18 protein-coding genes are annotated in these 23,741 nt (G+C 49.9%); 4 read left to right on the top strand and 14 right to left on the bottom strand.

Translation table 11 applies throughout. From position 1 onward, the window contains the following. The first annotated feature begins 104 nt into the window (after window positions 1-104). From ACYQ8U_RS04140 to ACYQ8U_RS04125, 4 genes are all read left to right on the top strand, one after another. Window positions 105-1,577, top strand: a complete 1,473-nt coding sequence (locus ACYQ8U_RS04140) for a RimK family ATP-grasp domain-containing protein (RefSeq protein WP_459944250.1) — start codon at window positions 105-107, stop codon at window positions 1,575-1,577. Between the two features lie 273 nt (window positions 1,578-1,850). After that, window positions 1,851-2,300, top strand: coding sequence for a glycine zipper domain-containing protein (locus ACYQ8U_RS04135; RefSeq protein ID WP_459944370.1), 450 nt, complete (start codon window positions 1,851-1,853; stop codon window positions 2,298-2,300). A gap of 72 nt (window positions 2,301-2,372) precedes the next feature. Next, on the top strand, window positions 2,373-3,686 hold the full coding sequence (locus tag ACYQ8U_RS04130) for a DUF3300 domain-containing protein (RefSeq protein WP_459944249.1): 1,314 nt from the start codon (window positions 2,373-2,375) through the stop codon (window positions 3,684-3,686). Then, on the top strand, window positions 3,625-4,686 hold the full coding sequence (locus tag ACYQ8U_RS04125) for a DUF2950 domain-containing protein (protein WP_459944248.1): 1,062 nt from the start codon (window positions 3,625-3,627) through the stop codon (window positions 4,684-4,686). The genes ACYQ8U_RS04130 and ACYQ8U_RS04125 overlap by 62 nt, the downstream gene beginning before the upstream one ends. 337 nt (window positions 4,687-5,023) lie before the next feature. Here the strand turns inward: ACYQ8U_RS04125 and ACYQ8U_RS04120 are convergent, their stop codons facing one another. The 14 genes from ACYQ8U_RS04120 to ACYQ8U_RS04055 all read right to left on the bottom strand — a co-directional run bounded on the left by ACYQ8U_RS04120 (window position 5,024) and on the right by ACYQ8U_RS04055 (window position 23,657). After that, window positions 5,024-5,230 carry a hypothetical protein gene (locus ACYQ8U_RS04120; protein WP_459944247.1) on the bottom strand — a complete coding sequence of 69 codons (207 nt, stop codon included), beginning with the start codon at window positions 5,228-5,230 and terminating at the stop codon, window positions 5,024-5,026. Beyond that, a complete protein-coding gene (gene eutB, locus ACYQ8U_RS04115) occupies window positions 5,203-5,817 on the bottom strand; it encodes an ethanolamine ammonia-lyase subunit EutB (protein ID WP_459944246.1) in 615 nt (204 codons plus the stop codon). Before eutB ends, ACYQ8U_RS04120 begins: the two co-directional genes overlap by 28 nt. 3 nt (window positions 5,818-5,820) lie before the next feature. Then, window positions 5,821-6,243: a potassium channel family protein gene (locus tag ACYQ8U_RS04110; RefSeq protein WP_459944245.1), complete on the bottom strand. Its 423-nt coding sequence runs from the start codon at window positions 6,241-6,243 to the stop codon at window positions 5,821-5,823. A 119-nt stretch (window positions 6,244-6,362) separates the two neighbouring features. Beyond that, window positions 6,363-9,110 (bottom strand): winged helix-turn-helix domain-containing protein, encoded by a 2,748-nt coding sequence (locus tag ACYQ8U_RS04105; protein WP_459944244.1) that lies wholly within the window; start codon window positions 9,108-9,110, stop codon window positions 6,363-6,365. A gap of 121 nt (window positions 9,111-9,231) precedes the next feature. Next, window positions 9,232-11,721, bottom strand: a complete 2,490-nt coding sequence (locus ACYQ8U_RS04100) for a mechanosensitive ion channel family protein (protein ID WP_459944243.1) — start codon at window positions 11,719-11,721, stop codon at window positions 9,232-9,234. An 82-nt stretch (window positions 11,722-11,803) separates the two neighbouring features. Next, window positions 11,804-13,738 (bottom strand): esterase/lipase family protein, encoded by a 1,935-nt coding sequence (locus ACYQ8U_RS04095; RefSeq protein WP_459944242.1) that lies wholly within the window; start codon window positions 13,736-13,738, stop codon window positions 11,804-11,806. Beyond that, the gene (locus ACYQ8U_RS04090) at window positions 13,735-14,760 is read right to left on the bottom strand and encodes an Lnb N-terminal periplasmic domain-containing protein (protein WP_459944241.1); all 1,026 of its coding nucleotides are present in this window, start codon (window positions 14,758-14,760) and stop codon (window positions 13,735-13,737) included. Before ACYQ8U_RS04090 ends, ACYQ8U_RS04095 begins: the two co-directional genes overlap by 4 nt. Before the next feature lie 237 nt (window positions 14,761-14,997). After that, on the bottom strand, window positions 14,998-16,824 hold the full coding sequence (locus ACYQ8U_RS04085; protein WP_459944240.1) for an SLC13 family permease: 1,827 nt from the start codon (window positions 16,822-16,824) through the stop codon (window positions 14,998-15,000). A 101-nt stretch (window positions 16,825-16,925) separates the two neighbouring features. Next, on the bottom strand, window positions 16,926-19,280 hold the full coding sequence (locus ACYQ8U_RS04080) for a mechanosensitive ion channel family protein (RefSeq protein WP_459944239.1): 2,355 nt from the start codon (window positions 19,278-19,280) through the stop codon (window positions 16,926-16,928). A gap of 137 nt (window positions 19,281-19,417) precedes the next feature. Continuing rightward, window positions 19,418-19,957, bottom strand: a complete 540-nt coding sequence (locus ACYQ8U_RS04075; RefSeq protein ID WP_459944369.1) for a lipid-binding SYLF domain-containing protein — start codon at window positions 19,955-19,957, stop codon at window positions 19,418-19,420. A gap of 171 nt (window positions 19,958-20,128) precedes the next feature. Next, entirely contained in the window at window positions 20,129-20,788 is a 660-nt protein-coding gene (locus tag ACYQ8U_RS04070; protein WP_459944238.1) for a DUF3313 domain-containing protein, read from the bottom strand. A gap of 105 nt (window positions 20,789-20,893) precedes the next feature. Continuing rightward, window positions 20,894-21,661, bottom strand: a complete 768-nt coding sequence (locus ACYQ8U_RS04065) for an MlaA family lipoprotein (protein ID WP_459944237.1) — start codon at window positions 21,659-21,661, stop codon at window positions 20,894-20,896. A 14-nt stretch (window positions 21,662-21,675) separates the two neighbouring features. Further along, complete coding sequence (locus ACYQ8U_RS04060; RefSeq protein WP_459944236.1) at window positions 21,676-22,965, bottom strand: alpha/beta fold hydrolase family protein; 1,290 nt, start codon at window positions 22,963-22,965, stop codon at window positions 21,676-21,678. 203 nt (window positions 22,966-23,168) lie between these two features. Further along, window positions 23,169-23,657, bottom strand: a complete 489-nt coding sequence (locus ACYQ8U_RS04055; RefSeq protein WP_459944235.1) for a rhodanese-like domain-containing protein — start codon at window positions 23,655-23,657, stop codon at window positions 23,169-23,171. Between the last annotated feature and the right edge of the window lie 84 nt (window positions 23,658-23,741).

Below are 23,741 nucleotides of genomic sequence, written 5' to 3'. Positions count from 1 at the left end.
ATTTGTCTGAGTCTCCTGGCCTTTAGGCACGTTATTAAAAGGAGAGGCGCAGACAATTATAACCCGATGTCCGGGTGGCCATTATAGGTCGAAATGAGGTCCAGGTGAACACAACACTGATAATTCTCGATAGCCTTTCCGATTGGAAACCATACTATGAAACGGACAGTATCATCACCGCCAGTGACTATCTGCACAACGAAAAGTTGAGCCGGGAGAATCTCCTGGTCATTAACCTGTGCAGTGATCTCAGTTACAACTCAGAGGGATATTACTGTTCGCTGCTGGCTCAGGCAAGAAAACACAAGGTGATTCCGTACGTCGACGCCATCAATGGGCTGGATTGCAATAAAACGCTCAAGCTGCAGGGACTGGTCAAGAAGACCTGTCAGTCCTGGCATTGCAGTAATCCGGTCGAAAGCGGCAATCCGCGCAGTCTGGAAATTTACTTTGGCGATTGCGAAGATCCGTCTCTGAAACGACTGGCCAAATTCATCTTCGATCAGTTTCCTTTTCCGATGTTGCAGGTGACCTTCAGCGATGCCGATTTCAGCCGGATCGATCACTTCAGGACCATGAGTCTCGGCGAACTCAATGAAGCGCAGCAGACTCTTTTTGCCGACGCCATCGACCGGTTCAGTAAAAAAATCTGGCGGAATCCGCGTAATAAAAAACCAAGCCGCTATGACCTGGCCATTCTCCACGATCCCACGGATAAGTTGCCGCCAAGCAACAATTCCGCCTTGCATCTTTTTCTCTCCGAAGCGAAAAAGATGCATATCAACGCCGAGCTGATCACCGCCGATGATTCCGCTCGGCTGATGGAGTTCGATGCACTGTTTATCCGGCAGACCACCGCGGTCAATCACATCACCTACCAGCTGGCGCAAAAGGCCCACCTGGCCGACATGGTGGTGATCGATGATCCTGCCTCCATTATCCGCTGCACCAATAAAGTCTACCTGAAAGAACTTCTCGACCGGGAGCAGATACCCTGTCCCCGGTCACACCTGATCTTCAGGACGAAGCCGACAAGCTTTGTCGAACTGAGCGAAAGCCTCGGTGCCACCATGGTCGTCAAGATACCTGACGGTTCCTTCTCCGTCGGCATCTCCAAGGTGAGTTCCCCGCAGCAGTACGAACAGGCCATTAACGAACTGTTTCAACGTTCTTCGGTCCTGCTTGTCCAGGAATATGTGCCGACCGAGTTTGACTGGCGGATCGGCATAATCGGCGGTGAGCTTATTTATGGCTGTAAATATTTCATGGCCCGGGGCCATTGGCAGATCATTCAGCACAGAATGACCGGAGGTGTCCGCGCCGGTGGTTTTGAAACGGTGCCGATTAACAGCGTGCCTTCCCGGGTAAGAAAACTGGCCTTGAAGGCCGCCTCTCTGGTGGGTAAAGGGTTGTACGGCGTCGATATCAAAGTGGTCAACGACCAACCGATTATCATCGAGATAAACGACAACCCTTCCCTTGAACACGGCGTCGAGGACAAAATTCTCGGTAACGAGCTGTACCGGATCATTCTCCGCGAGTTCGTCGATCGGTTGAACGCCCGGCAACACACCTGAGTTCTTCCTCTCGGACAAGCTCCCAGGAGCCTGACCAATGATTATTCGCCTGTTCCGCCGTCTGACGTGTTACGATATTTTACAACTTTCGGGTGATGAATTAGTCACTTTTTGTGAATATCATTGGCTAAAATGATTTAGCCAGCCACCAAAAAGTAAATAAACAACCATCACCTATATTTTCAATGACATGGAACTGAACTAAGGAGAGTTAAGATGAAACAAAAAATAAGTAAGATGTTGATCATGACGGCAATGGCTACCTCCATTATCATGATCGGTTTCAGCAATGGCTTCGCCCAACAATCCATTTCATCTTCTCTTGGCGTTGTTCCGTATCCGGCCAATGGTCAGTCCGCAACACAGCAGAGTCAGGATGAGGGGGAGTGTTACACGTGGGCAAAACAACAGACAGGTATTGACCCTGTCGCTGTTGCCAATACGCCCCCACCTCCGTCAGGTCCGGCTGTCGGGGGCGGTGAGCGCCTCCGAGGAGCAGCCAGAGGTGCGCTTGGCGGAGCGGCCGTAGGTGCCATCGCCGGAGATACCGGCAAGGGCGCCGGCATTGGCGCCGTCGCCGGTACGATGGCCGGCGGTCACAAATCGCGACAGAACCAACAGGCCCAGTCTCAGCAGACGCAGAATGCCAAATCAGGGGCAATGCAGCAATTCAATAAAGCCTTTGGCGCCTGCTTGGAGGGTAAAGGCTACGTGGTCAAATAATCCGGGAGAAAATCCATGACCCCTATCCAGCCAGACATGCAAAGGATTGAGAAGAACCTGAAAGGAGAGAGTATGAAAAAAAGAAGCATACAAGAGAAATGCTCGAGTGCCCTGGTTTTTGTCCTGATGATCATGCTGGTAATTCCTCCGGGAGCGTTTGGGCAGCAGGCGGAACAAAATGTTTTCAAACAAGAAGAGCTCGACCAGATCCTTGCGCCGATTGCACTCTACCCAGACTCCCTGCTTACCCAGATACTGATGGCCTCCACATACCCGCTTGAGATCGTCCAGGCTGATCGATGGGCAAAAGAGAACAAGGATCTGACTGGTGACACCTTGGCAGAAGCCCTTGAAGCCCAGCCGTGGGACCCGAGTGTTAAGTCGCTGATAAATTTTCCTCAGGTTCTTGACATGATGAATGAGAAGGTCGACTGGACACAAAAACTTGGTGATGCATTTCTTGCCCAGCAAAAGGATGTCATGGCTACAGTGCAGAGTCTCAGGAGAAAGGCCGAGGCAGAGGGCAATCTCAAGACCACCAAGGAACAGACGGTCGTCGTGGAGAAAGAAACGATCATCATCCAACCTGCCAACCCGCAGGTCGTCTATGTTCCGACCTATAACCCGACTGTGGTATACGGAGCGTGGGCGTATCCCTCTTATCCTCCGTATTACTATTATCCACCGGGGTATGCGGCGGGAGCGGGCTTTGCTTTCGCGACCGGGGTTGCCATTGGTGCTGCCTGGGGCTATGCGTGGGGGCATGCAAACTGGCACGGTGGTGATGTCGATATCGACATAAACCGGAATACCAATATTAATAACAATATCAACAGAGACAAATACAAGGCCCAGTATCAGGGCAAAGGGCAGGGTGGCCAAGGCACTTGGCAGCATGACGCGAGCCATCGTGGCGGTGTCTCCTACCGGGACCAGGGAACTGCACAGAAGTATAACCGTGGGACCGGAAGTGAAGCTGCAAAGTCACGCGAAGCTTTCCGTGGTAAAGCGGAGGCAGGAAGGCAGGACCTCAAACATGGAGACGCAGACCAGTACCGAGGGCAGAATAAGGGACAGCGCGATGCCAGTGGCAGGGATGTGAGCACCCGTGATGCCGGCAGCAGGAATGCGAGCAGTCGTGATGCCGGCAGCAGGAATGTGAGCACTCGTGATACCGGCAGCAGGAATGTGAGCAGTCGTGATGCCGGCACCAGGAATATGAGCACTCGCGATTCTTCCGGTCAGCGGAGCAGTGCATATTCCGGTATGGACAGCAGTCGTGCAACGAAGGATTATAGCAGTCGTGGCAGCTCAAGCAGGCAGTATGGTGGCTCCAGCGGCGGTGGTGGACGTGGAGGCGGTGGCGGCGGTGGCGGACGTAGGTAGCTTTGGTGAATGTGCTTCGCTGAAGGTGTGCTGTTATGATTACAACTCAGGAGGAAAAATGCTTCCTATAGAGAGAAGAAATAAGAGAATTCCACTCGTTGTACTGATTATGGTGTGTTCGATACTTCTGACCGGGCAAGTACCGGCTGTTGTGGCTCAGAAAATATTTGCATCACCGGAGGAAGCTGTTTCGTCATTCATCGATGCTCTTACCAAAAATGATCAGAAGGAACTCCTGTCTATATTGGGTCCTGAGGGTGAGTCACTTCTGAGTTCTGGAGATCCTGTAGCAGATACACAGGGAAAGAATGATTTTTTGAGAAAGATTGGTGAAGAGCACGCGATAGAGGGAGACGGGCCGACCAAGGCAGTTCTTTTGGTTGGCACAGGCCATTGGCCCTTTCCCATTCCTGTTATCAAGGAAGGAAAAGGTTGGTACTTTGATACCAACGAGGGTAAAGAAGAGATCCTGAACCGAAGGATTGGCAGAAATGAGTTGTTCATCATTCAAACCTGTCTGGCGATAGTTGACGCCCAACGCGAATATGCGATGATGGACAGTGATGGCGATGGGCTTCTTGAGTATGCAGACAGGCTGATAAGTGATCCCGGTAAACGCAATGGTCTCTACTGGCCGACGGTGGAAGGTGAGGAGCCGAGCCCGCTTGGGGAATTTGTGGCAAAGGCCTGGGCAGGAGGGTATAAAAAGCTTGGTTCCCATGATACGCCTCAACCTTATTATGGATATTACTTTCGAATGCTGATGCAACAAGGGAACAACGCACCCGGAGGTGCTTACGGCTATGTAATCAGGGGCAACATGATTGGCGGTTTTGCCGTTGTCGCTTATCCGGCGCAGTACAGCAACACCGGCATCATGACCTTTATCGTCAACCATGACGGGGTGGTCTATCAGCAGGACCTGGGCACGGATACTGAGAAAATTGCCAAAGATATGAAACTGTTTGATCCTGATACGACATGGGAAAAAGTTGAATAATTAGGAGCAGTGATTTCGGCGCTGGATCCACGCCATCAGTTCAATGGTCATTTTTATATTGAACTCTCTCAGCGGCAGCACCATCTTAAGCAACAACAAATGGGATCCTTGGCTTGGCCGGAGAGGATTTTTTTTGTCCGCACTTGTCCGTTATTCGTGTGCAGATCGGTTTCGTTCACCCGATCCCATTTTTCCCAGTAGCACTTGCTGTTGAGTTCGTTCAGTTCGATGGGCCTTATATGCTGGATGGCTGTCGGGAGATGGCTGCCGATAGAGGGTTCTCAACGCAAAACCCTCTATCGGCGGTATGCTGCAGCGGCTATTTGACACGCTCCTTTCACACTCTATTGAGACGCCGGCTGCCGCTCACTTTCTTGCCGACTAATTCTCTTATGATGGTGATGGTTTCCCTGGCCGCCTCTGCGGGAGACAGGGCCGTGTCGGCGATATTGCACACGAGCTTGGTAACATCGTGATCGACCTTCTTTTCGCTCCACGAATTTCCTTTTAATACAGTTATGTAAACTGAGTAGGAGTGATGCATGGTTCCAGGCCGAATATCTTCTGGCCGAGGAGGATCAACTCTTCATTGGTCATCAGTTTAGGCACGCATCCAATCGTGTCGCTGGTCAGTCCATACATGATGCCCTTTATTTCATCTTCGCTCTTGGTCAAAAGAAAAGTCTTCAGCTCGCCCATGGTCCAGTCTTTGACCTTTTCGTACTGGGCCAGGTCGGTGGTATTCCAGATAAACTGCTGCAGGTCGTCGACAAACAGAGGATGTTCATAGAGATCCTTGATCCTGGTGTTGGCCAGAAGGGCCTGGGCATTCTTCCAGGTGGCTTCGTCCCTGGCGCCCACCCCGATGGTCTGATCCCCTTCCTTGAACGTATTCGAGGCGCCGATAACCTGTTGAAAAAATGTCTGATCAAAAGTCCCTTTCACCCTGTCGATATAGGCGAATACATCCTCGCTTGGTTGCAGCTCCTTGATGCTGATAACCTCTTGCGCGGATGCATACTTTCCGGCCAGGGAGGCAAAAGCAACAGTGATGCCATACGCTCCCATTAGTCCGATAAATTTTCGCCGCGATATTCTTTGGTATTTTCCTGGCAACAAGTCTTTAGGCATTGCTTACTCCTTTCCGATTTTTGTTCGATACAGCTGACTCACCACCGCGAAGAAGGAGGCGGTGGATAATCCGCACATCAGAATACCGGTCAATCCCTCGATCGGCCCGAAAATCCGCCATTCCACGGGCAATACAACATCGCCGTAGCCAATTGTCGTATAGGTCACGCCGGCAAAATAAAACGCCGTTTCAGCGTCCGGCATGCATTTTTGCCACCAGTAAAACAGGCCCCACATGGCTATCTCCACCATGTGAATGATGAGCATCCACCACGCAACACGAATTATCCGCCAGGTGGTCTTCGGAAACCCGTTGTTCGCGTATGTTACATCGAAAAATGGCCTGAGGATAATTGTCAGTCCCGCGGCATGAATGGTCACCGTTGCCGCAAGGAGACACCAGGCGAAGAAGATTTTTATGAGCATGAACTGTTAAGACAGGTTGTTAAGAATAAATGTTCAGCTTTATGCCAAATTTACCTTTCAAGTCTGCCTTGTAAACTCGTTCCTGTCATCACCCGAAAGTTGTAAAAAAGGAGGCATCTTTACAGAATTCCCATGGATTTGCCGATCATGACTGCCTGGTGTCGGTTTTTTACTTCTAACTTCTGATAGATAGTGGACAGATGTCTTTTGACGGTCTCGGGCGAGATGTACAGTGCATCGCCAATTTCCGTATTGCTCATACCGCTGGCGAGTATCTTTAGCACCTCGATCTCACGATTGGTCAGGGGAGGGATATAGAAATCAGCGGAAGGAGATGGACGCAAGGTGCTGCCGTCGTCGTCTTGCTTTATATCTATGGTGTTGTTCTTGCTGCCGAACGCCTCGTAGATCTGTCCGGCAAAGTTCAAGGTGGGATTGTGTTTTAACAGGCAGCCCAGCAGGTCCGCCATCTCCGATCCCATGTCGAGAAATGGCCGGATGATGCGACCGGGCTCAGCCAGGGCAAGGACCTCCAACAAGGTAGCAAATGCTTTCACCTGCTCTCCCCGCAACGCCTGGAGCAGGGCCTGCATAACGAGAATTTCTATCACCATGCGGGTATTGTGGGTTGCTGCATGATAAGTGTGTAATTGGCAAAGAATTCTCTCTGCTTCGTTCAGGTTGTTCGCCGTTCTTTTTGCTAGAAGCATCCGGGGCAGGGTCAGATCAGCGGTATAAAAACGGTACGCGGGTGTCAGTGGTTTCAGAGGGTGATTTCTTCTCCATAAATCCGCCTCGGCGATTTTGCCCATGCGCAGGGCCAGGTCGGCTTGAAATGCCTGACAGAGCTCCAGGAGATCGGCGTTGCCCGATTCCAGCATGTAGCCGATGACCGACTCAATTATCTGGTCGGCTTCCTCAACCCGGCCCATTGCCAGATACGTCGAGGACAGGGCAAACGACCCCTGGCAGTATATGACGATACTCGGCAGGGCCAGTTCGCCAATGACCGGAAAAGTGCCTGCCGGTGACAGGAAGCGCTCCGCCAAATCCAGATGATTTTGCTGATAACACAGGATTCCGGAGAAAAATCGGCTGATGAAAGCTGTCTCCGGCAGGCTGTTTTCCAGTCCGTGCTTTAACAGTTGGGCTGCCGCGAGTTTTAGTTTTTTACAATCGGCGGAAATCCAACTCATAAAGCACAAGACGGCCAGCAACATGCTCTTATACACGGGAACCGACGCCTCTTCTTTTTGCATTGCTTCATGCACCACATGGTACGCTTGACCGAGGTTGCCTTGCATTTGCATCGCCAACGCCACGACCATAAGACTGAATCCCCGGATACTGCTCTGCCGAGGAGGAAGAAAGTCCAAGGCAGCCCGACCAGTAATCTCGGCTAACCCCATCTGCCCGATCGAGAAATATTGAAAACTTCTCAATGCCTGGATCTCCCCGCGAACCAAACGACTATCGGCAGATGCTGTGTCAAGTAAGGAGGGAAGACGTTCAATTTCGTCCAAGATCTCGAACAGCTTGCTATAACGCGCCTGTCGCTGATACAGCCAGGCCTTTGCCAACATCAGTTCAGGGTCTGATTGGAGGAAATTTAACGGGAATTTCTGTAACCAGCGGTTCAGATGGAACCATTGTTCCCGATTGATGATATCGTGTCTGTGCTGCTTTATCAATCGAACGGAAGCCTTTTTATCTTCGCTCTCAAGTGCATGGAAGATTGCCTCGTCGACAAAATCATTTTTCGCGAACCACGCACTTGCTATTTTATGCAGCTTGGCGATTTCTTCCGCGTTGTGCAGCTTTTTAAGCTGGCGTTTTAACAGATTTTGAAATAAGTGGTGATAACGAAACCACACCCCCTCATCGTCTAAAGAAATGATGAACATTGTCTCTTCATTCATCCTCTCTGCACAATCATTGCCATGTTGGTCTAGATCGCCCGCTGCTGGATCCTTATCCGGACAGCATATCGCTTCGCAGAGGGAAGCACAAAAGCGATTCAAAATCGAGCATTTCAATAGATATTCCTGCGTGGCCGGCGTCTGGTGGGAAAGGATCTCGGCCATTACATAATCCATTATATAGCGGTTTTCCACCGGCAGATCAGTCAACTTGTACAGCAACTCCTTGTTGTGTTGTAATGACAGGGCAGCCAGACATAGACCAGTCACCCAGCCTTCAGTTTTATCCTCCAGAATGACAGCGATGGCGTCGTCGACTGGAACCCCCGATATTCGTTCTAACAAATCTTTCGTTTCACTCAAAGAAAAGCGCAGATCCCTGGTTCGTATCTCGACCATTTGTCCTCTGGCCCGAAGTGTGGTCAGCGGCAGCGGTGGATCCCGTCGGCCAATGACGACAAGGTACATGCCGTCAGGGGGATGGTACAGGAGATCGGCGACCAATTGGTGGATGTTTTTATTCCGGATCAGGTGATAATCGTCAAGGACCAGAATAAATTCTTTTTGGATCTGTTCTATTTCGTTGATTAAACTTCCGGCCAGGAGGGAACGGGGAGGCATGTGAGCGCCCTTGAGCATGGAGAGGCTTTCGCCACAGGCAAGGGGGAAGAGCTTTTGGATTGCAGAAATGAAATAGGCAAGAAAAAGCCTGGTATCGTTATCGTTTGCGTCCAGGGAGAGCCACGTGCTGGGCGTATTGCAGGTATCGAGCCAACAACTGACAAAGGTACTCTTACCGTAACCGGCTGGTGCGGAGACCAGAGTAAGGAGCCGATGCCGGTTCCGAAATCTTTTCAGCAAATCGTCACGGTGAAGATGATCCTTCGAAACCATCGGTCGGTGCAGTTTGGTACGAATAATAAACTCTTCTCTTGTTGCGCTCGGCATACATCCTCTAGGTACAATAAATTATTGTCAATGCGTATGCTAATATACGCCGATAGAGAATGTTTTTCAACACTTTGCATCTGTATTAAGAGCTTGTCCGAACACGGTTGTCTGCCTGGTTTCAGGAGATTGCCGGGTCATCTCCTGGAAAATCATGCAGCAGGCGAACCTCCCGCTGCGGAAAGGGGAATTTCATACCAGCTTTATGTACCGCATCGTAGACGGCAGACGCCAGTTGACTGCGAACAATCGGCCAGTCGTCGAACTGATCCGTCCATGCCCTCAACTCAAAGTTGAGGGAGCTGTCACCGAACCCAACAAACAAGCCGGTAGGTTTCGGATGAGGCAGAATATGCGGATGTTCATGCGCAACGGACTCTAACAAGGCTATCATCGAATCCGGTGAGGAACTGTAACTTACCCCCACGGGCAGATCAATGCGCCTCAGCTGATTACTGAACGTCCAGTTGGTTACCTTCTCGGTGATGAGCTCGGCATTGGGAACGATAATATCGGAACCTTGCCTGGTATGGACCGTACTGGCCCGTATTCCTATCTTACTGACCTGCCCGACAAGCTCACCCACCGCCACTGTGTCGCCTACCTGGATCGGCCTCTCAAACAACAGTATCAAGCCGGAGACAAAATTATTCACCACCCCCTGTAGCCCAAAGCCGATGCCGATACCCAAAGCACCGGTGAGTACGGTCAACTTGGTAAGGTCGACGCCTAAAGCGGCTATGGCAACGGTGAAACCGAGGGCGAGAATCAGGTAATGCAGCAGCCGGGAAATTGCGTAGGATTTACCTTCAGCAATGCGCATTCTCGGGTAGACATCCTCCCGGAGGAGAAAACGGATCAGACTTGACAGAAAATACGTCACCCAAACTGTGAGGAGAAATTCACCAATATTAGCGATGGAGATACTGAGAGCACCGCGCTCTAGTTTTGTGTTGAGAACGGTCCTTGCCAAATTCAGCACCAGCTCCAGCAGGCCGATATAGTTAAGAAAACGACCAATAATGCCGAAAATTGCAAGCCAGAAAAGAAGACGATAAAAGTATTTTTCGACCGGTTTTCGATGCTGTTGTATAACCTGAAGCAACCGGAGCGGCCAGACGAGAAAAGAGAAAGCGATGAAACCCATAACAACCTGCAAAGCAACATACATGAGGATTGCGACCATTCCTAAAGCCAGAATGCCGGGAATGATTACCCGGGCAAAACGCATATGTCCGGTCACGGCGGCGACTAAGCCGGAGGCAAGGAGCAGAAGGACGAGCACAAGGACACTTCGCAGGCAGATCAGGGGAAAACCGGATAATTTGCTATCAGCAACTTGGTCTGATCGAAATTTACCAAGAAACCAGAGCGTTACCGCCATGCCGATGAAGGATTCCACCATGAGGAAAATCTGGCCAATCGGCTGTTCAGGAAAAAATATTTCTCGAAACGTGTCGAGCATAAACAGCAAAACAAGCAGATACAGTCCCGGCACCAGCCTGCCTGGAGCCGATGGCCGGATCAGGAGTATCGTTGGAAGCAGAGCAAGAACCTGAATTGTCGCTCTCATGGTCGCTGGTAACGGCGAGCGATAAGGCGCCGAGGCGACAAGCAGAACGACAATGAGGGCTGCAGCGAGAGGATACTCGAAGACCTTGACAAATGGTGAGATCACCTCATGAGCAGTTGTCCACCTGCGGATTCGCCAACGGGCCCGCAGAAACAGGAAGGCGCTCACAACAAAGAGAGTAGCATGGAAGGACATGTGCCCCAAAGATACCTTAAAATAATTACCGATATCCTCCAGGTAAGCCCCCCCGGCATGACGAAACTGCCTGACTAAAATCGTCTTTGCATCCCCCCAGAATCCGACACTCCAGACGGGCAAACTGTTCCGCACCAGAATATTGGACACGGAGGACTGCTGCATCCGGGCTATTTTTGCCAATACCGGGGTAAATTTCTCGAGTTCACCGCCGACCCTGCTTTGCAGGTCTAACACCAGGTCAAGCTGATTTTTCACGGAAGTTCTCAGACCACGAATACTATCGATCGTGGCGCTTATCTGCTGAATAATTGGTTCAGGAGCCTCGGAATTCTGGGCGCTTACCAGAGTTTCTGCCCATACTTTGTCCAGGTCGTCCAACTCTGTCAGTTTCATCTGTAGTTGCGTGGATCGCTTGCTGAACACTTTAAGCCATCCCGTATATTTGGATTGCCACTGCTGCCACAGCTGCCCTTGGGCCTGAAGCTTTGTCAAAACCAGCTGACCATCAAGGACAGACATTGATTTATTCAAATCACTCTCGATCTGTGCGGTTGATTCGGAAAATGAATTGATTATTGCGTCAAGTTGGGCGCCGGGGGCCAGGTATTCCTCAAAGGTGCGTAGAAGGTCCGAGACCTGTGCAGCCTGCATTGAAATATCCGCCATCGGAATAACCAGCGAATCGGGTTGACCAACCATGGGCGCAGATGTCTGCTCGGGAGGAGATGTCGCCGTCGACGATGGCGGATCCTGTGGTTCGGCGCCGACCTTCGTTTGAGCAACAAAGAGAAGAACGAGGAGGAACCCCAGAGCAACACATCCCTGTCTTGTCATCAGCATGGGTGGAACCTATAAAAGGTTTTATCTTCAAAAGAGATGGCGTCGTAAAAACACTTCTTTCGCATTGTATCAAACAGAAAATCTATTGCGCCAGCTTTTCAAGTGGCAACGGTTTATCGATATCCGAGCCAATGTGCTTGAGCAGAATTCTACGGACTTCCTCTATGGTAAAAGGATTCCCCTGGCAGGAATGCTCGTCGCGGACAATGAATTCAGATTCCATTCCCGGCAGATGAGCGCTGGTATATTCAACGACCCCATCATTTCCGCTTTCGATGTCCATTCCCGGTTTCACGGCGATAATTGAGTGTCCCTTTACCCCCGGTGCCAGGGGTAAATCGGCCAGGGCCTCAAGCAACGGGTTGTCCGACGACATGCCGTCTATACTGGTAGGAATTTTGTTCTGTAACAAGCCGGCAACTTTCATCTGAGAGGTAATTCTCTGTAATTCGTCCATATCAACAGTCAATATGCTGACAGGAATATCTATGATTTTTCGGATCAATTCGCGTACCCAAGCCTTGGTCAGATAGCTTCCCCGGTGCGGCGTGGAAATGAAGACAACCCGCTTGACGAAAGGAAGCGGCTCGAAGAAAAGCATCGACCTGATCGAGTTTTCATCCTCCGGGTCAAGATCCATCTGTTCAAGACTCTTATCGCTGACTGCATTCCACAGAACATCTCCGGAATGCACAGCACTCATTTTGGTCAGTATTCTCCCCTGACTGTGACCTATGACAACCATATCCTGCAAGGCTGGATCCTGCAGCTGGGGATCGAGTTGGTGAATTTTGTCGATCAGAGTTGCTCGCATCTGGGCGGCGGAAAAGGCCATCATATTGCTGGTATTGTATTGATAGAACCAGAATTGAAATTTTTTGTTGATGTGCGGGTCAGCACGAAGGGTATTGAACATTTCCGCCCACCAGACCGGACTGCTGGCGGTGCCATGGACAAAGACAACCGGGATTCGCCCAGGTTTATAAGGCTGGATGAAAAGAATGTTGTTACTCACCTGCTCACCGCTCAGAAAACGCTTTACCCCAACGTTCCATGCATCGGCATAATGAAGAGCATGGGCCAACGGGGTTGTTGTGTCGGTCTCCAGGGGAACCTGCCGACCATTCACTTCGACATCCGTGGTGTCAAAGGCTGAATAGAGCTCTAATTCAGCGGTGGTAGTTTCGGCCGAAACTCCATCGATTCCGGCAGGAATGCGGAGGAATCCGGTTATCGGCAAGGCTCCGCCATTGGGCGATTCCTTGGTTTTTTTGGTCCTGACGACAAGTGGCAGGCCAAGTCCCGGAGTACGGTTGCGAACGGCAAAGCCATGAATCTTGTAGGCATCGGCGGGAAAGATACCGGAAATATTCGTTATATCCCAGCCCATGGTTTTTATCTTCAAGGACAATTGCAATCTACCCCCGCCGGGAAGAGTTCTCAAGCCACCCGAGATATTCAGGCTATGATCGGGATTTTCCGGGAATGCCTGCCATAGGGCTCGATTATACAGATCACAGGTCTGTCTGAAGCGGATATCGTAGGCGGAAGGTAAGGGTTCAGGGTTGTCACCGAGGAGATAGAGATATGCGTATACCGCTGATTGCAAAAATACATTCGGCGCACGTAACCTCAGGTCTTCGGCGTCACTTTTCCTCAGCTTCGTGCCCTGCAGATAGCTCAATTCAGCAAGAGCGAAAAAAATATCTCGGCGATCATCTTTGCTGATCAGGTCACGGAGATATTCAATGTTTTTCTGTAAATCCGCGACCGAGGTTCCCTGAAGATTGTAGCGATGCAGGACGGTCCTGCACCCGTTACTCAGCTCTTCGCTGCCCATTGGGTTGGTGATGTTCAGCTGATAGGATGTTTGAGGAGAGATGCGCTGCACGCCCACCGGTTTGGCACAACCTGACAATACCACGAGGAGCAGTAGTCCGATGCAGGCAAGACCTGGTGCGCCGTAGCCGCGATATGCTTTTTTCCTGTCTGGATAACCTGCGCTACCACTTTTCATAGGGTTTTTCCTGGGAGTCCTTGCCGAATATACCGTGAGAAATCCTGGTCATCAGGTACCGCTACGGCTTTGGGATTGATGAAGCTTTGCTTTTTGAATTCGGCAAAGGGCATGCTGGTGTCGACCACGTCACGCTGGTAAATCATTTCGTCAAGATAGCCGTTGACAATCATCCGCCAGTCAAACTTCCCCTCGGGGTTATAGGGTAAGGTGTGCTGACGTATACTGGTGGTACAGTTGGCCGTGAGAGCGTTGTACCACTCCGGTTGCCGATACAGACTGTTTACTGTGGCGAGATAATGGAGAAAGACCTTTCTCGCTGTCTCCGGCGTAACCTTGAGAGGGTAGAGATAGACATCTTCGTTGCGATAATTTGTCCGCAGGCGGACGACATCCCGCTCATCGGCCATAACATAGGCTTGTTCATACTGCCGGAAAAAACCTTTGATTGCCGAATACTCTTCGCCTATTTCCTTGCGGGTTTCGATGGAGAAACAGACATAGCCCCCGTCCTTGAAGCCAAAGCTCATCATGGTATGGGCGATATTGGGTGAACCCCAGTAGACCATGAAGAGATCAATTGTCCGCAGATCGAGAAGAGACACGGTTCTATCGTAGTAACGGCAGGTGAAATCAGTTTCGCTTCGGTAGTCGCAGGAGCGGATATTGCGGAGGGTTATCGTGTCGGCTTTGATCTCGGCCGAGGGCAGTTTTACTGTATCTGCCTGCCAGTTCCGGGTGTTGGAGGCAGGAAGCGAAAGAAACCAGCCAACGACCAGAATAAACAGGCCGGCGGATGCGAGGATGCCATAGCGGTGAGGACGAATGACCAGCGGCAACATCAAAGAGAACAGGCCGTAAGCGATCGCAAGCGGCAACCGCCATGGACTCATCGGCAAGGTGAAATAGAGGGCAAGAAAAGCCCACAGCGTCAGCAGCCCCAGAACCATAGCGAGGATACCCACGCCCAGAATTTTTCTTTTTGACCTTTTTGTCGTGGATTGCAGCAAGGATTTCTTCATATTGGCAGTAGATTGCGAAATGCAAAAATTGGCATCAAATGTTTTAAAGAGGTATTTTTTTCAATGCCTCTCTTTTATAGTGCGATTATTTCGGATAGCCGCCGAAAGCAGATGATAAGGTATTGTTATATAAAAATATTATCAATCATACAGACGGTGCCCACCGAAAGACCGGCTGGACGGTCAGAGCTGAAATCAGTTCGTTTATACTGGACGAAGGCAGAAATGCCCACGTCGCTAATAAAAAATGGCAAGCATTGCCATCAGGATAACCAAGAAAAGCACCATCATGCCGCTGCCGACGCGCATGTAGTCGCTCGTTTTATAGCCTCCGGGCTGCATGATCAGAGCATTGACCTGATGTGTTGGCAGAATAAAGGTGTTGATTGAGGATATTGCCACAACCAGGCCGGCAATTTTGGGGTCAGCTCCGACCTGGCTGGACAGAGTCATTGCCAGGGGCACAAGTAAAACGGTGGTACCTACATTGGAAACAAAGAGTGCGAAAAATGAAGTGGTCAGGGCAAGCACCAGATAGAGAAGCAGGGGACTTATCCCACTTATCTGTTGAAGAATGGACATTGCCAGAAAATTTGCCGCACCGGTTTTCTCAAATGCTGCCCCAAGCGGAATAAGTCCAGCCACCAGAAACACTGTTTTCCATTCAATTGCCCGGTAGACCTCGTCAATGTGCAGAACTTTTCCAATAACCAGGATCAGCAGTGCCACAAGCCCGGATATCGCCAGAGAGACATTCAGAAAAATGGAAAGCAAGAGAAAAGCCGCTAAAGCCGCCAGGGCCAACGAGGCTTTTTCTTCCTTCACCACCACCCCTTCCAGCTTTTCCGTATAAACAATTTCTGTTTTTTCCTGAAGATATCTCAGGTTTTCCCAGCCTCCCGCTAAAAGAACCGCATCGCCAGGCTTCAAAACGATGCTGTCAAGTTTCTCGATGTGTATTTCTTCCCCCCGCATTACCGCCAGAGGGTTGATGGTAAACATCTGTTTAAGTTGCAGTTCTCCCATGGTATGACCGTTCAGGCCAGAACGGGAAGTTACAATGCCTTCAAGCACACCTGACTTTTCCCGAGAGGTTTCAGCACTGAAGGTCTTCACCTCGGCTTTCGGCTGCCACCCAAGCTCGGTAATGATTTTCTGAATACTTTTCTCATTACCAATTGCCAGAACGACATCACCGGGCTCTATCACAGTGGTACTGAGCGGCGAGAGAATCTTTGTCTTTCCAGCATCTTTGGCAACAGCTACCAATGAAGCCTTGAATTTTGCCCGTAGATCAAGCTGACCAAGGGTTTTTCCGGGAAAGTCCTGCTGGATAACAAACTCAACTCCCTGGCCAACTTCGCCACCATATAGTGAACGTAATTTACTGCTGGCCAGGCGCCCGTCATCAGTAACTTCCTGCGAAGGGAGAAGTCTGCAGCCTATCAGTAAGAAATAGGCCAAGGTACCGACCAGCAGTGCGATACCTATCGGCGTGACGGCGAACAGGCCAAGCGGAATAAAGGGCTCATCACCTGCCCGGGGGTTTATCTTCCACCACTGCCCCATTACATCGTTCAAGATAATAAAAGGTGTAGAACCGATCAGCGTTAAATTACCCCCCATATTGGCACAAAAACCCATGGGCATGACCAGTTTCGAAGGGGATATTTTGATTTTTTTGGCGATCTGTAAGGTTGCTGGGAGCATCAGAGCCGCTGCGCCGACATTCGACATAATCGCGGAGGGCAATGCTGCCGCCAGTGCCACCAGACTCAATACTCTCGACTGGCTGTTACCCGCCAGGTTGAGGATCTTCTGGGCGACAATGCTCATGATACCTGTTTTATTGAGGGATGCACCGATCACCATGACACAGATAAGAACGACAACAGCCGTTGAACCTAATCCGGCTGTGGCCTCGCCAGGCTTGAGAATCCCGGTAAGCGGCAATGAGGCCATAACCAGCAGCCCGACAACATCGACTCGGAGCAGATCGAACACCAGTAAAATAATGACCATGCCGAGAATAGCGAACACGATTGTCATTTCTAGTGTAAGCACGGGTACATCCATAATTAACTAACCTCTGTTGGTCGTATGCTGGAAGGTGATAAATAGCCGCAAAATTATTTTTCACAAAAGGCCGTTATGTCAATACAAATTTATGGCTCATTGCTGCCTCTTGGCTCTTTATTTTTCTCACCTTCATCCATAGCCGCTAAACCGGCTGCCGCACCGGCCTCGACATACTTCTTTTGGTCTGCTTTCGACATTTGGGTGTCTTGAGGTAACTCAACTATGATTTTGCGGTGGGCATAGTGAATGCCTTTGGCCATCAGAGCTTCGGTAATTCTTCTGTATGCTTCACGCCTAATGAGAAAATGGGCGCCGGGTTTCGCTGTAAACTTCACCCGAATAGTCATGACCGAATTGGTAATTTCGCGAACACCCTGAGACTTGATAGGGTGGATGAAATCATTTTTATACTCTTCCTCTTCCAACAGCTCTTGCCCGACTTTCTTGATTACCTTCCTGACTTGATCGACATTCGTGTCATAGGGAAATTCTAGATTGAATTTAACCACAAGCCCGCCGCGCATGAAGTTGGTGATAGGACCCAAATCGCTGTAGGGTACAATCTGCAGCATACCACGGTGGTGGCGCAGCATGACGTTGCGCAGGGTGATTTTTTCTACTGCACCGGATAAGCCACCTGCCTCCACATATTCACCAACCCGGAAAGCATCATCCAGAAGATAAAAGAAGCCCGACAATACATCGCTGACAAGCTTCTGGGCGCCGAATCCTACGGCAAGCCCGACTACCCCGGCACCGGCGAGAAGAGGACCAATATTCACTCCGATTGCCGAGAGGATTATCATGGAGACCATTACGACAAGAACCGTTCCTATAAATTTTCGCGCCATGGGGAGCAGTGTATAGCTGCGGCCCCTTTGGGCTCCGCCCCCCCAATCGCATTCTTCAGAGTCTTTTGTTTCCGATGCTTCGGGAGACATCTCTTTGATTTTTCTTTCAATATATGCAGATGCGATACGCCAGAAAAACAAAGCGAGTGCCAGGGTAACTAATGACTCGAAGACAGCCCGGGTAATGGCGGTGGCATAGGGAAGGTTGTAATTCCAAAGGGTAAGGACCCAGATCGTAATGGCAGAAAAGATGGCACTTCTGACAACCACGGAGAGGCGGGATATCAATAGCTGCTCTTTTTTAGAGTGGCTGAGAGAGATCGAATCCAGCTGACCTGGTTCCACCTCATTTTTTTTGTCGGTATTCTGTATTTGCAGCGCACTGACTATTGTCCGGACAAACCATTGACCGATACGATCAAACACGAGGAAAAGAGGCACTGCCAACATGCTCAACAATAAGGCACTATTTTCTTGTCCTGTTCCGGAAATCTGAAGATAGAGAAAGTTCACCCAGACTGCAAAAAGGTAGAGCAAAGCCGGGATATACCAGATTGGGGCTAATTGACGTGCCAACCAGTTTCTTTGTCCGTCAGAACTTTGACTGGAAAGCATGTGACTTGCGACGACAAAGCGATTGTGCATAATAAAATATGCTACCAATAGAAGAAACAGTGAACCCACAATAATGGTCAACAGAACCAGGGAATTTTCAGCTAATCCCAATTCTTTAAGTAGGGCGAGGACGCAATATGCAATTCCCACATAGGAAAATAGTATTTGAATGATCCATTTGAGCTTCAGGGCAGCAGTGTCGTCTATGTTCAGCAATCGCAGGGAAGACTGTTGCGGCGCACAGATAATGCTAGAGACTATCGAGACAAGACGGCAAAAGGAAATTACAAAGAGAATCGCCATAAACAGCAGGCAGAATGGCGGCGAAGAGCTGAGAGGAGACAAGAGAAAGGTAAGAAGCGAAATAGCACCAAAGATTATCAGGGTTATCAGTGACGGCAAGACATACAAAAAACCGGCCCAAAATCGCAACCATCCTCCGAGTTCCGGTACAGCCTGGTCCCGCAGTTGCCTGTGCCAAGTGATTGTTGCAGCTTTGTAGACACTTGCAGCAGCAAAACCGACAAGAAAGACAAAAAGTATAAGAGTAAAATTCCCCCAAATGGAGAAGCCACTGCCATGTTCGCTGAATATGCGAATAGTGTTGGCCAGGTCCGAGGGTATTTGAGAAAAATCACCAATGTTGCTTTGGCGTCTGGATGCCATATCTTTGTCATTGTGAATATCTACAAGATGGAGCCAATTGACAACAAAGGAGAAGAGTCCTGTCTGGGCAGAGCGATCAGTTACCTCGATATTCGCCTCTTTTTGCAGGCCGCTGATGAGCAAACTGCGAGCTTGCTCATCATTTAATTTTGCCACATGGAAAGCAATTTCCTCCGGGCTTGCATTTTCAAGGGACATTTCCGCCTGCGCCGGTGGTCCCTCTTCAGATTGAGAGGCCAGCGGTAGAAGAGATACAACTGCGGTAAGCAAGAAAAAAACAAAACAACGGCTGACGACTTGCCATTTCATGGCGGCACCCGCTCCCGATGGGGTAATTTGTTGTGGCGCTGACGATACATTCATCGCACTAATATGAAAGGCATCGGCCAGTTCCTTCAGTTCGCTGGCCGATAGGCCATTTTCGGCGGAATCTTTTGTCTAAAAGCTTAGTTATCTGGTGTTATCTGCGTAATCTTGCTGCCCTGAATGCCGATACCGGCCATCAACCCCTTCTGTTTGAAGATAAAAGCATAGATGCCTGCTTTGATGGTGCTGGTGGTGAGTGAGGTCGCCGTTCCTTTATCCACAACAACTAAACTGGGCCCAACGCCAAGCTCCCACCCTTTGCTCTTTTTGAGATAAGCCAAACTTTCATCGCCGATGAAGAAAAGTGCGTACCCGAAGGTTTGTACTCCCGCCTGCAAACCATATGATGCCGCCATGGTTCTGTAATAGCCGGTGGTTTTGCCGTTTTCCCGCAACGCACCCTCGCCATATTGACCACCAATGCCCAAACCACCTTTGATTATATTGGGAAATACTAAAATGCCTGTGGCAACCTCAGCCAAGTCTTTGGCAGCTGGCGCGGTTTGGTACAAAGACTGTAAGGCACCGTCCACATCATGGTTGATCTCTGCGGCAGTCGCGGCCTGCGACATCCGGGGACAGGTCAGAACGAAGACTGCCAGCAACAACACGATTGGCATCTGAATTGCTCTTTTCATGATATATCCTAAGGTTTGTGTCTCCATGTGAAATCTCCTTTTCCATGTTTTGTCTGACATTTTGGGCATGTTGTCTCCATATATTGACGCCTTTTTTCCTTCGGTCGGTTTTTTGTTGGCGGTGCCAATTTGCCACCGACCGAAGCGGTTCCCTTAGTTCAACAACGTATTGAGTCTTTTGGTAAATCTCTCGGCCCAGAAGGTAAAGGCTTCTTCCGCAGATCCCCATTTGGAGAATCTGTCCTCAAACTCTGCCTGGAGGGTGTCTTGTCCGGCAGCGAGAACTTCGTTGGACATAGAGTCGAGAACCAGCATTTCCGCGGTTGTCGCTCCTGAACCGGTCCAGGAATCACTTGATCCTTTTTTGACGAGGCTGACTGCCAGACCAACAGGGACAATGGTCGTTACGGCACTCAGGCCCGGGCTGCTCTGCTTCAGGTCGGTTATGGCAACACGAACGCGAAGTACATCCGGTGCCGGTTCGGAAACTACCGGAAAATCCTTCCCAATCGTTTTGACAAATACCTCGGAAGCGGAATCTGCGAGTTCTTTCAACTCATTCGCATCGATTCCCTTGTATTCGGAATCCTCGGCAAAGGCGAAAATCACATAATCGACCATAATCTTATCATACATTTTGTAGTCAACCCCCGGCTTCATCCACATGAGTTTAGGATCGGTTTCTTCAGTACCGGGTTGTAATTTCTGGTAGTATTCCCCAAGAAACACCGAGTCCTGTTGCACTTTTGGGGTGTTCCCGGCACAGGAAGAAAGAAACAACAATCCCATTATCAAAACAAATAGCTTTTTCATTTTTTCACCTCTTTTTAGTTGTTATGTGTCCATATGCGAGAGAAATCTATTTCTCTTCAGGAAAATTGATTGTAAAGCCTTATAGGGATGTCTGTTGACGAGCTGCTACTTGTCGATCTCAATATCCCGCTTGGCAACATACAACATACGAATCATTTCATATTCAAACGGCGAGCCGGTCTTATAGTATCGGAATGACTGACGATGCCGCGTGTCGACTGCGGTAACAACATTGAAGATCAGGGTCGTGTCATCATCGTCTACCCATGCCGGTGGTCCAGCAACGCTGAATGCCACGGTATCGGTAATCAGGCCGGTGGTATCACGAAGATTCGAAGGGCCGAAGATCGGCAGTACAATATACGGTCCATTACCAACTCCATAGTGCCCAAGTGTCTGGCCAAAATCCTCAGGCTGACGCGTCAGACCCATGCTGGTAGCCGGATCCCACAGACCGGCGATACCGATAGTGGTGTTGACCAGGAAACGGCCCAGTGTGATCCCGGTGGCCTCAAACTTCAACTGCAATAGATTATTGGTGAAGTTATTGAATTCGAAAATATTATCAACAAAATTGGACACCCGGTCCTCGACATAGTCCGGAGTGATGAATGCGTAGGTATTTACCACCGGCAGGTAGATAAATTTGTCGAAATAATAGTTGAAGGTATAAATCCTCCTGTTCATTCCTTCCAGCGGATCATAGACGTCCACCGCGTACTCCACATCCTCCTTGAGAGTATTCTCAGGTGTGTGCAGCGGCGGCTCAAGGTTGATGGTTTGCTGGGTGGCACAGCCTGCAGAAAACAGTACTGCCGCCAGGGCCAAGGAGAAAAAGGCCATACGTATGGTCCTGTTGTTCGATATCATCATGGTCATCGCCTCCATTAATTCTGTTGAGTGGTCTGGAAAAATCCGATCATGGCTTCAACGTTGTCCGGGTAAGCCATGTTACCGCAGTGGCCGCCGTGTGGGTAAATCGTTGCACGGCTGCCGAAAACGTCCCGCAGGTAATCGATCTCTCCTGGGCGCATGATGATATCGTCTGCATTATGAATCATTCCTATTTTTGATGAGCTGCGCAGGTAATTCTCAATCGAACGCAGACTGAGCTGCCCGATCATATCCGACTCGGTAACACTCGGGTCAAGAGCCTTGAAGTGAGGCATGAAAACACCCTCGAAATAATCGATAAATGTCAGCCTCGAGAGTACTTTTAAATACGGGGTAATATGATCATGCCGTTTGAGTTCAAGGCCCTTGGGAACAACGTAGCCGGCCTTGGTCATGACATCGCTGGCAAAAACCATGTTTTCGGAAGAAATCCGGAAGCTTAAACCAATCAGTGCCTCTAGGGGGTCGTCACTTTGCGGCTTTTTGTACTTGTATACTTCATAGAGGAATTGATCGTTGAACTCGATTTTGTCACCATGTTTGTAGGTTTCGCTAAACGCCTTTATCACCCGTTTATAGAAATCGTTAAAGTTCTCAAGACCACCGGGGATATTATTCTCCAGCATCTCATCAAAAATCACCACTGAATTGTAGAGACTGGCCGGCGGATTGATCATCAGTACTTTCTTAAAGTTGAATGCCTTTTCATGCTCGTCGATCTGGGAGATGAAGGCCGACTGGGCAGCACCGAGGCTGTAGCCGGTCAGATAAAATTCCGTCACGTTCATCTTGCCCTGCAGTTTCTGCCAGATCGCCTTCATGACATTGTACAGGTCGGCGGAGTCTTCCTGCAGATGACCCGGCACGCCGCTGGTGGACGCCGAGACAATAAAATTCGGGTGGGTCGGTGACGACAGCGAGACTACGTTAAACCCCGCATGATAGAAGGCCTGCTGCATTTGCTGCATCTTTGCACTTTTATAGCTGGCTCCTGTTCCGGCTACCAGGAAGATCAGAGGTGCCGGGCCGTCCTGCTGCTGGTAGGAATAGTAGAGCTCGTCCATGTTCCATAGCACATCGGGAACCGTGCGCTCCGGAAACATTTTGATTGTGTCGACCTTAGTGGGAATGTCTTTTGGCAAAACCGCGGCAAATTCCTCGGGTGTACCAATTACCGTCGCGGCATAGCGGTCGGTTAATGGATAATCATAAGCAATCGCCATGCTGCACCCCAGCAGCAGGCAGATACAGGCACTCAGTAATAGATAGAATTGTTTCAACATCGTATCTCCTTCAACGTTTAGCGTGTTTTACGCATTTCTTCCTCGCTCATGCTACTGAGCAAGACTCCTGCGCCAAGACCAATAACGGGTAGTACATTCTCTAAGTAGAGATCAAAATCCAGCTTAGGATGACAATCAAAAGTATCATGATCAGCAATTCTGTGACCACCATGGGAACATATATCAAGCGGTATTATCGATGGTCATTGAGGGCCAGGCTGCAATATCAAGGTCTCATCGGAAATGGAAGTCTGCACCGGGTAGCCGGCTTTTACCCATTCCGCACCGCCGGTGTCCACGGCAATGGCCTTCGTATACCCAAGGTCGTTGAGGAGTTTCGTCGCCAGTGCCGCTCGCGCCCCCGTCTTGCAATAGACATATATCGTCTCCTGCTGATCCGGAACGAGAGACCATATGGAGAATTCAAGCAGCCCTCTTGGGGCATTGATAGATTCAGGAATATGCGCGACTTCATATTCTTTCGGAGTGCGGACATCCAGAATAACCACATCTGCCTCATCATCTATGGCCTGTTTCAGTTCCTGGATGGAGATGTGTTTTGTTTCGGCCCGTGCCCGGTCAACCAGCTCCCTGGATTTTGTCTGCATCCATTGAGGTTCTGCCGCGCCGGCAGCAGCGACGCTCAATAATCCGCTAATAAAGGCAGCAAGGATAACGATATTTCTGGTCATAGTATTTTTCCTTCAAGAAAAATGTCAGTCACACCCAGGTCAACGTGGACAAAACTGCATAAATATTTCGTAAGGTGCTGCTAC

This window comes from Desulfocastanea catecholica (assembly GCF_054657295.1).
The sequence above is the reverse complement of the archived record's forward strand: the minus strand, read 5'-3'. Positions and strand labels throughout refer to the sequence as shown.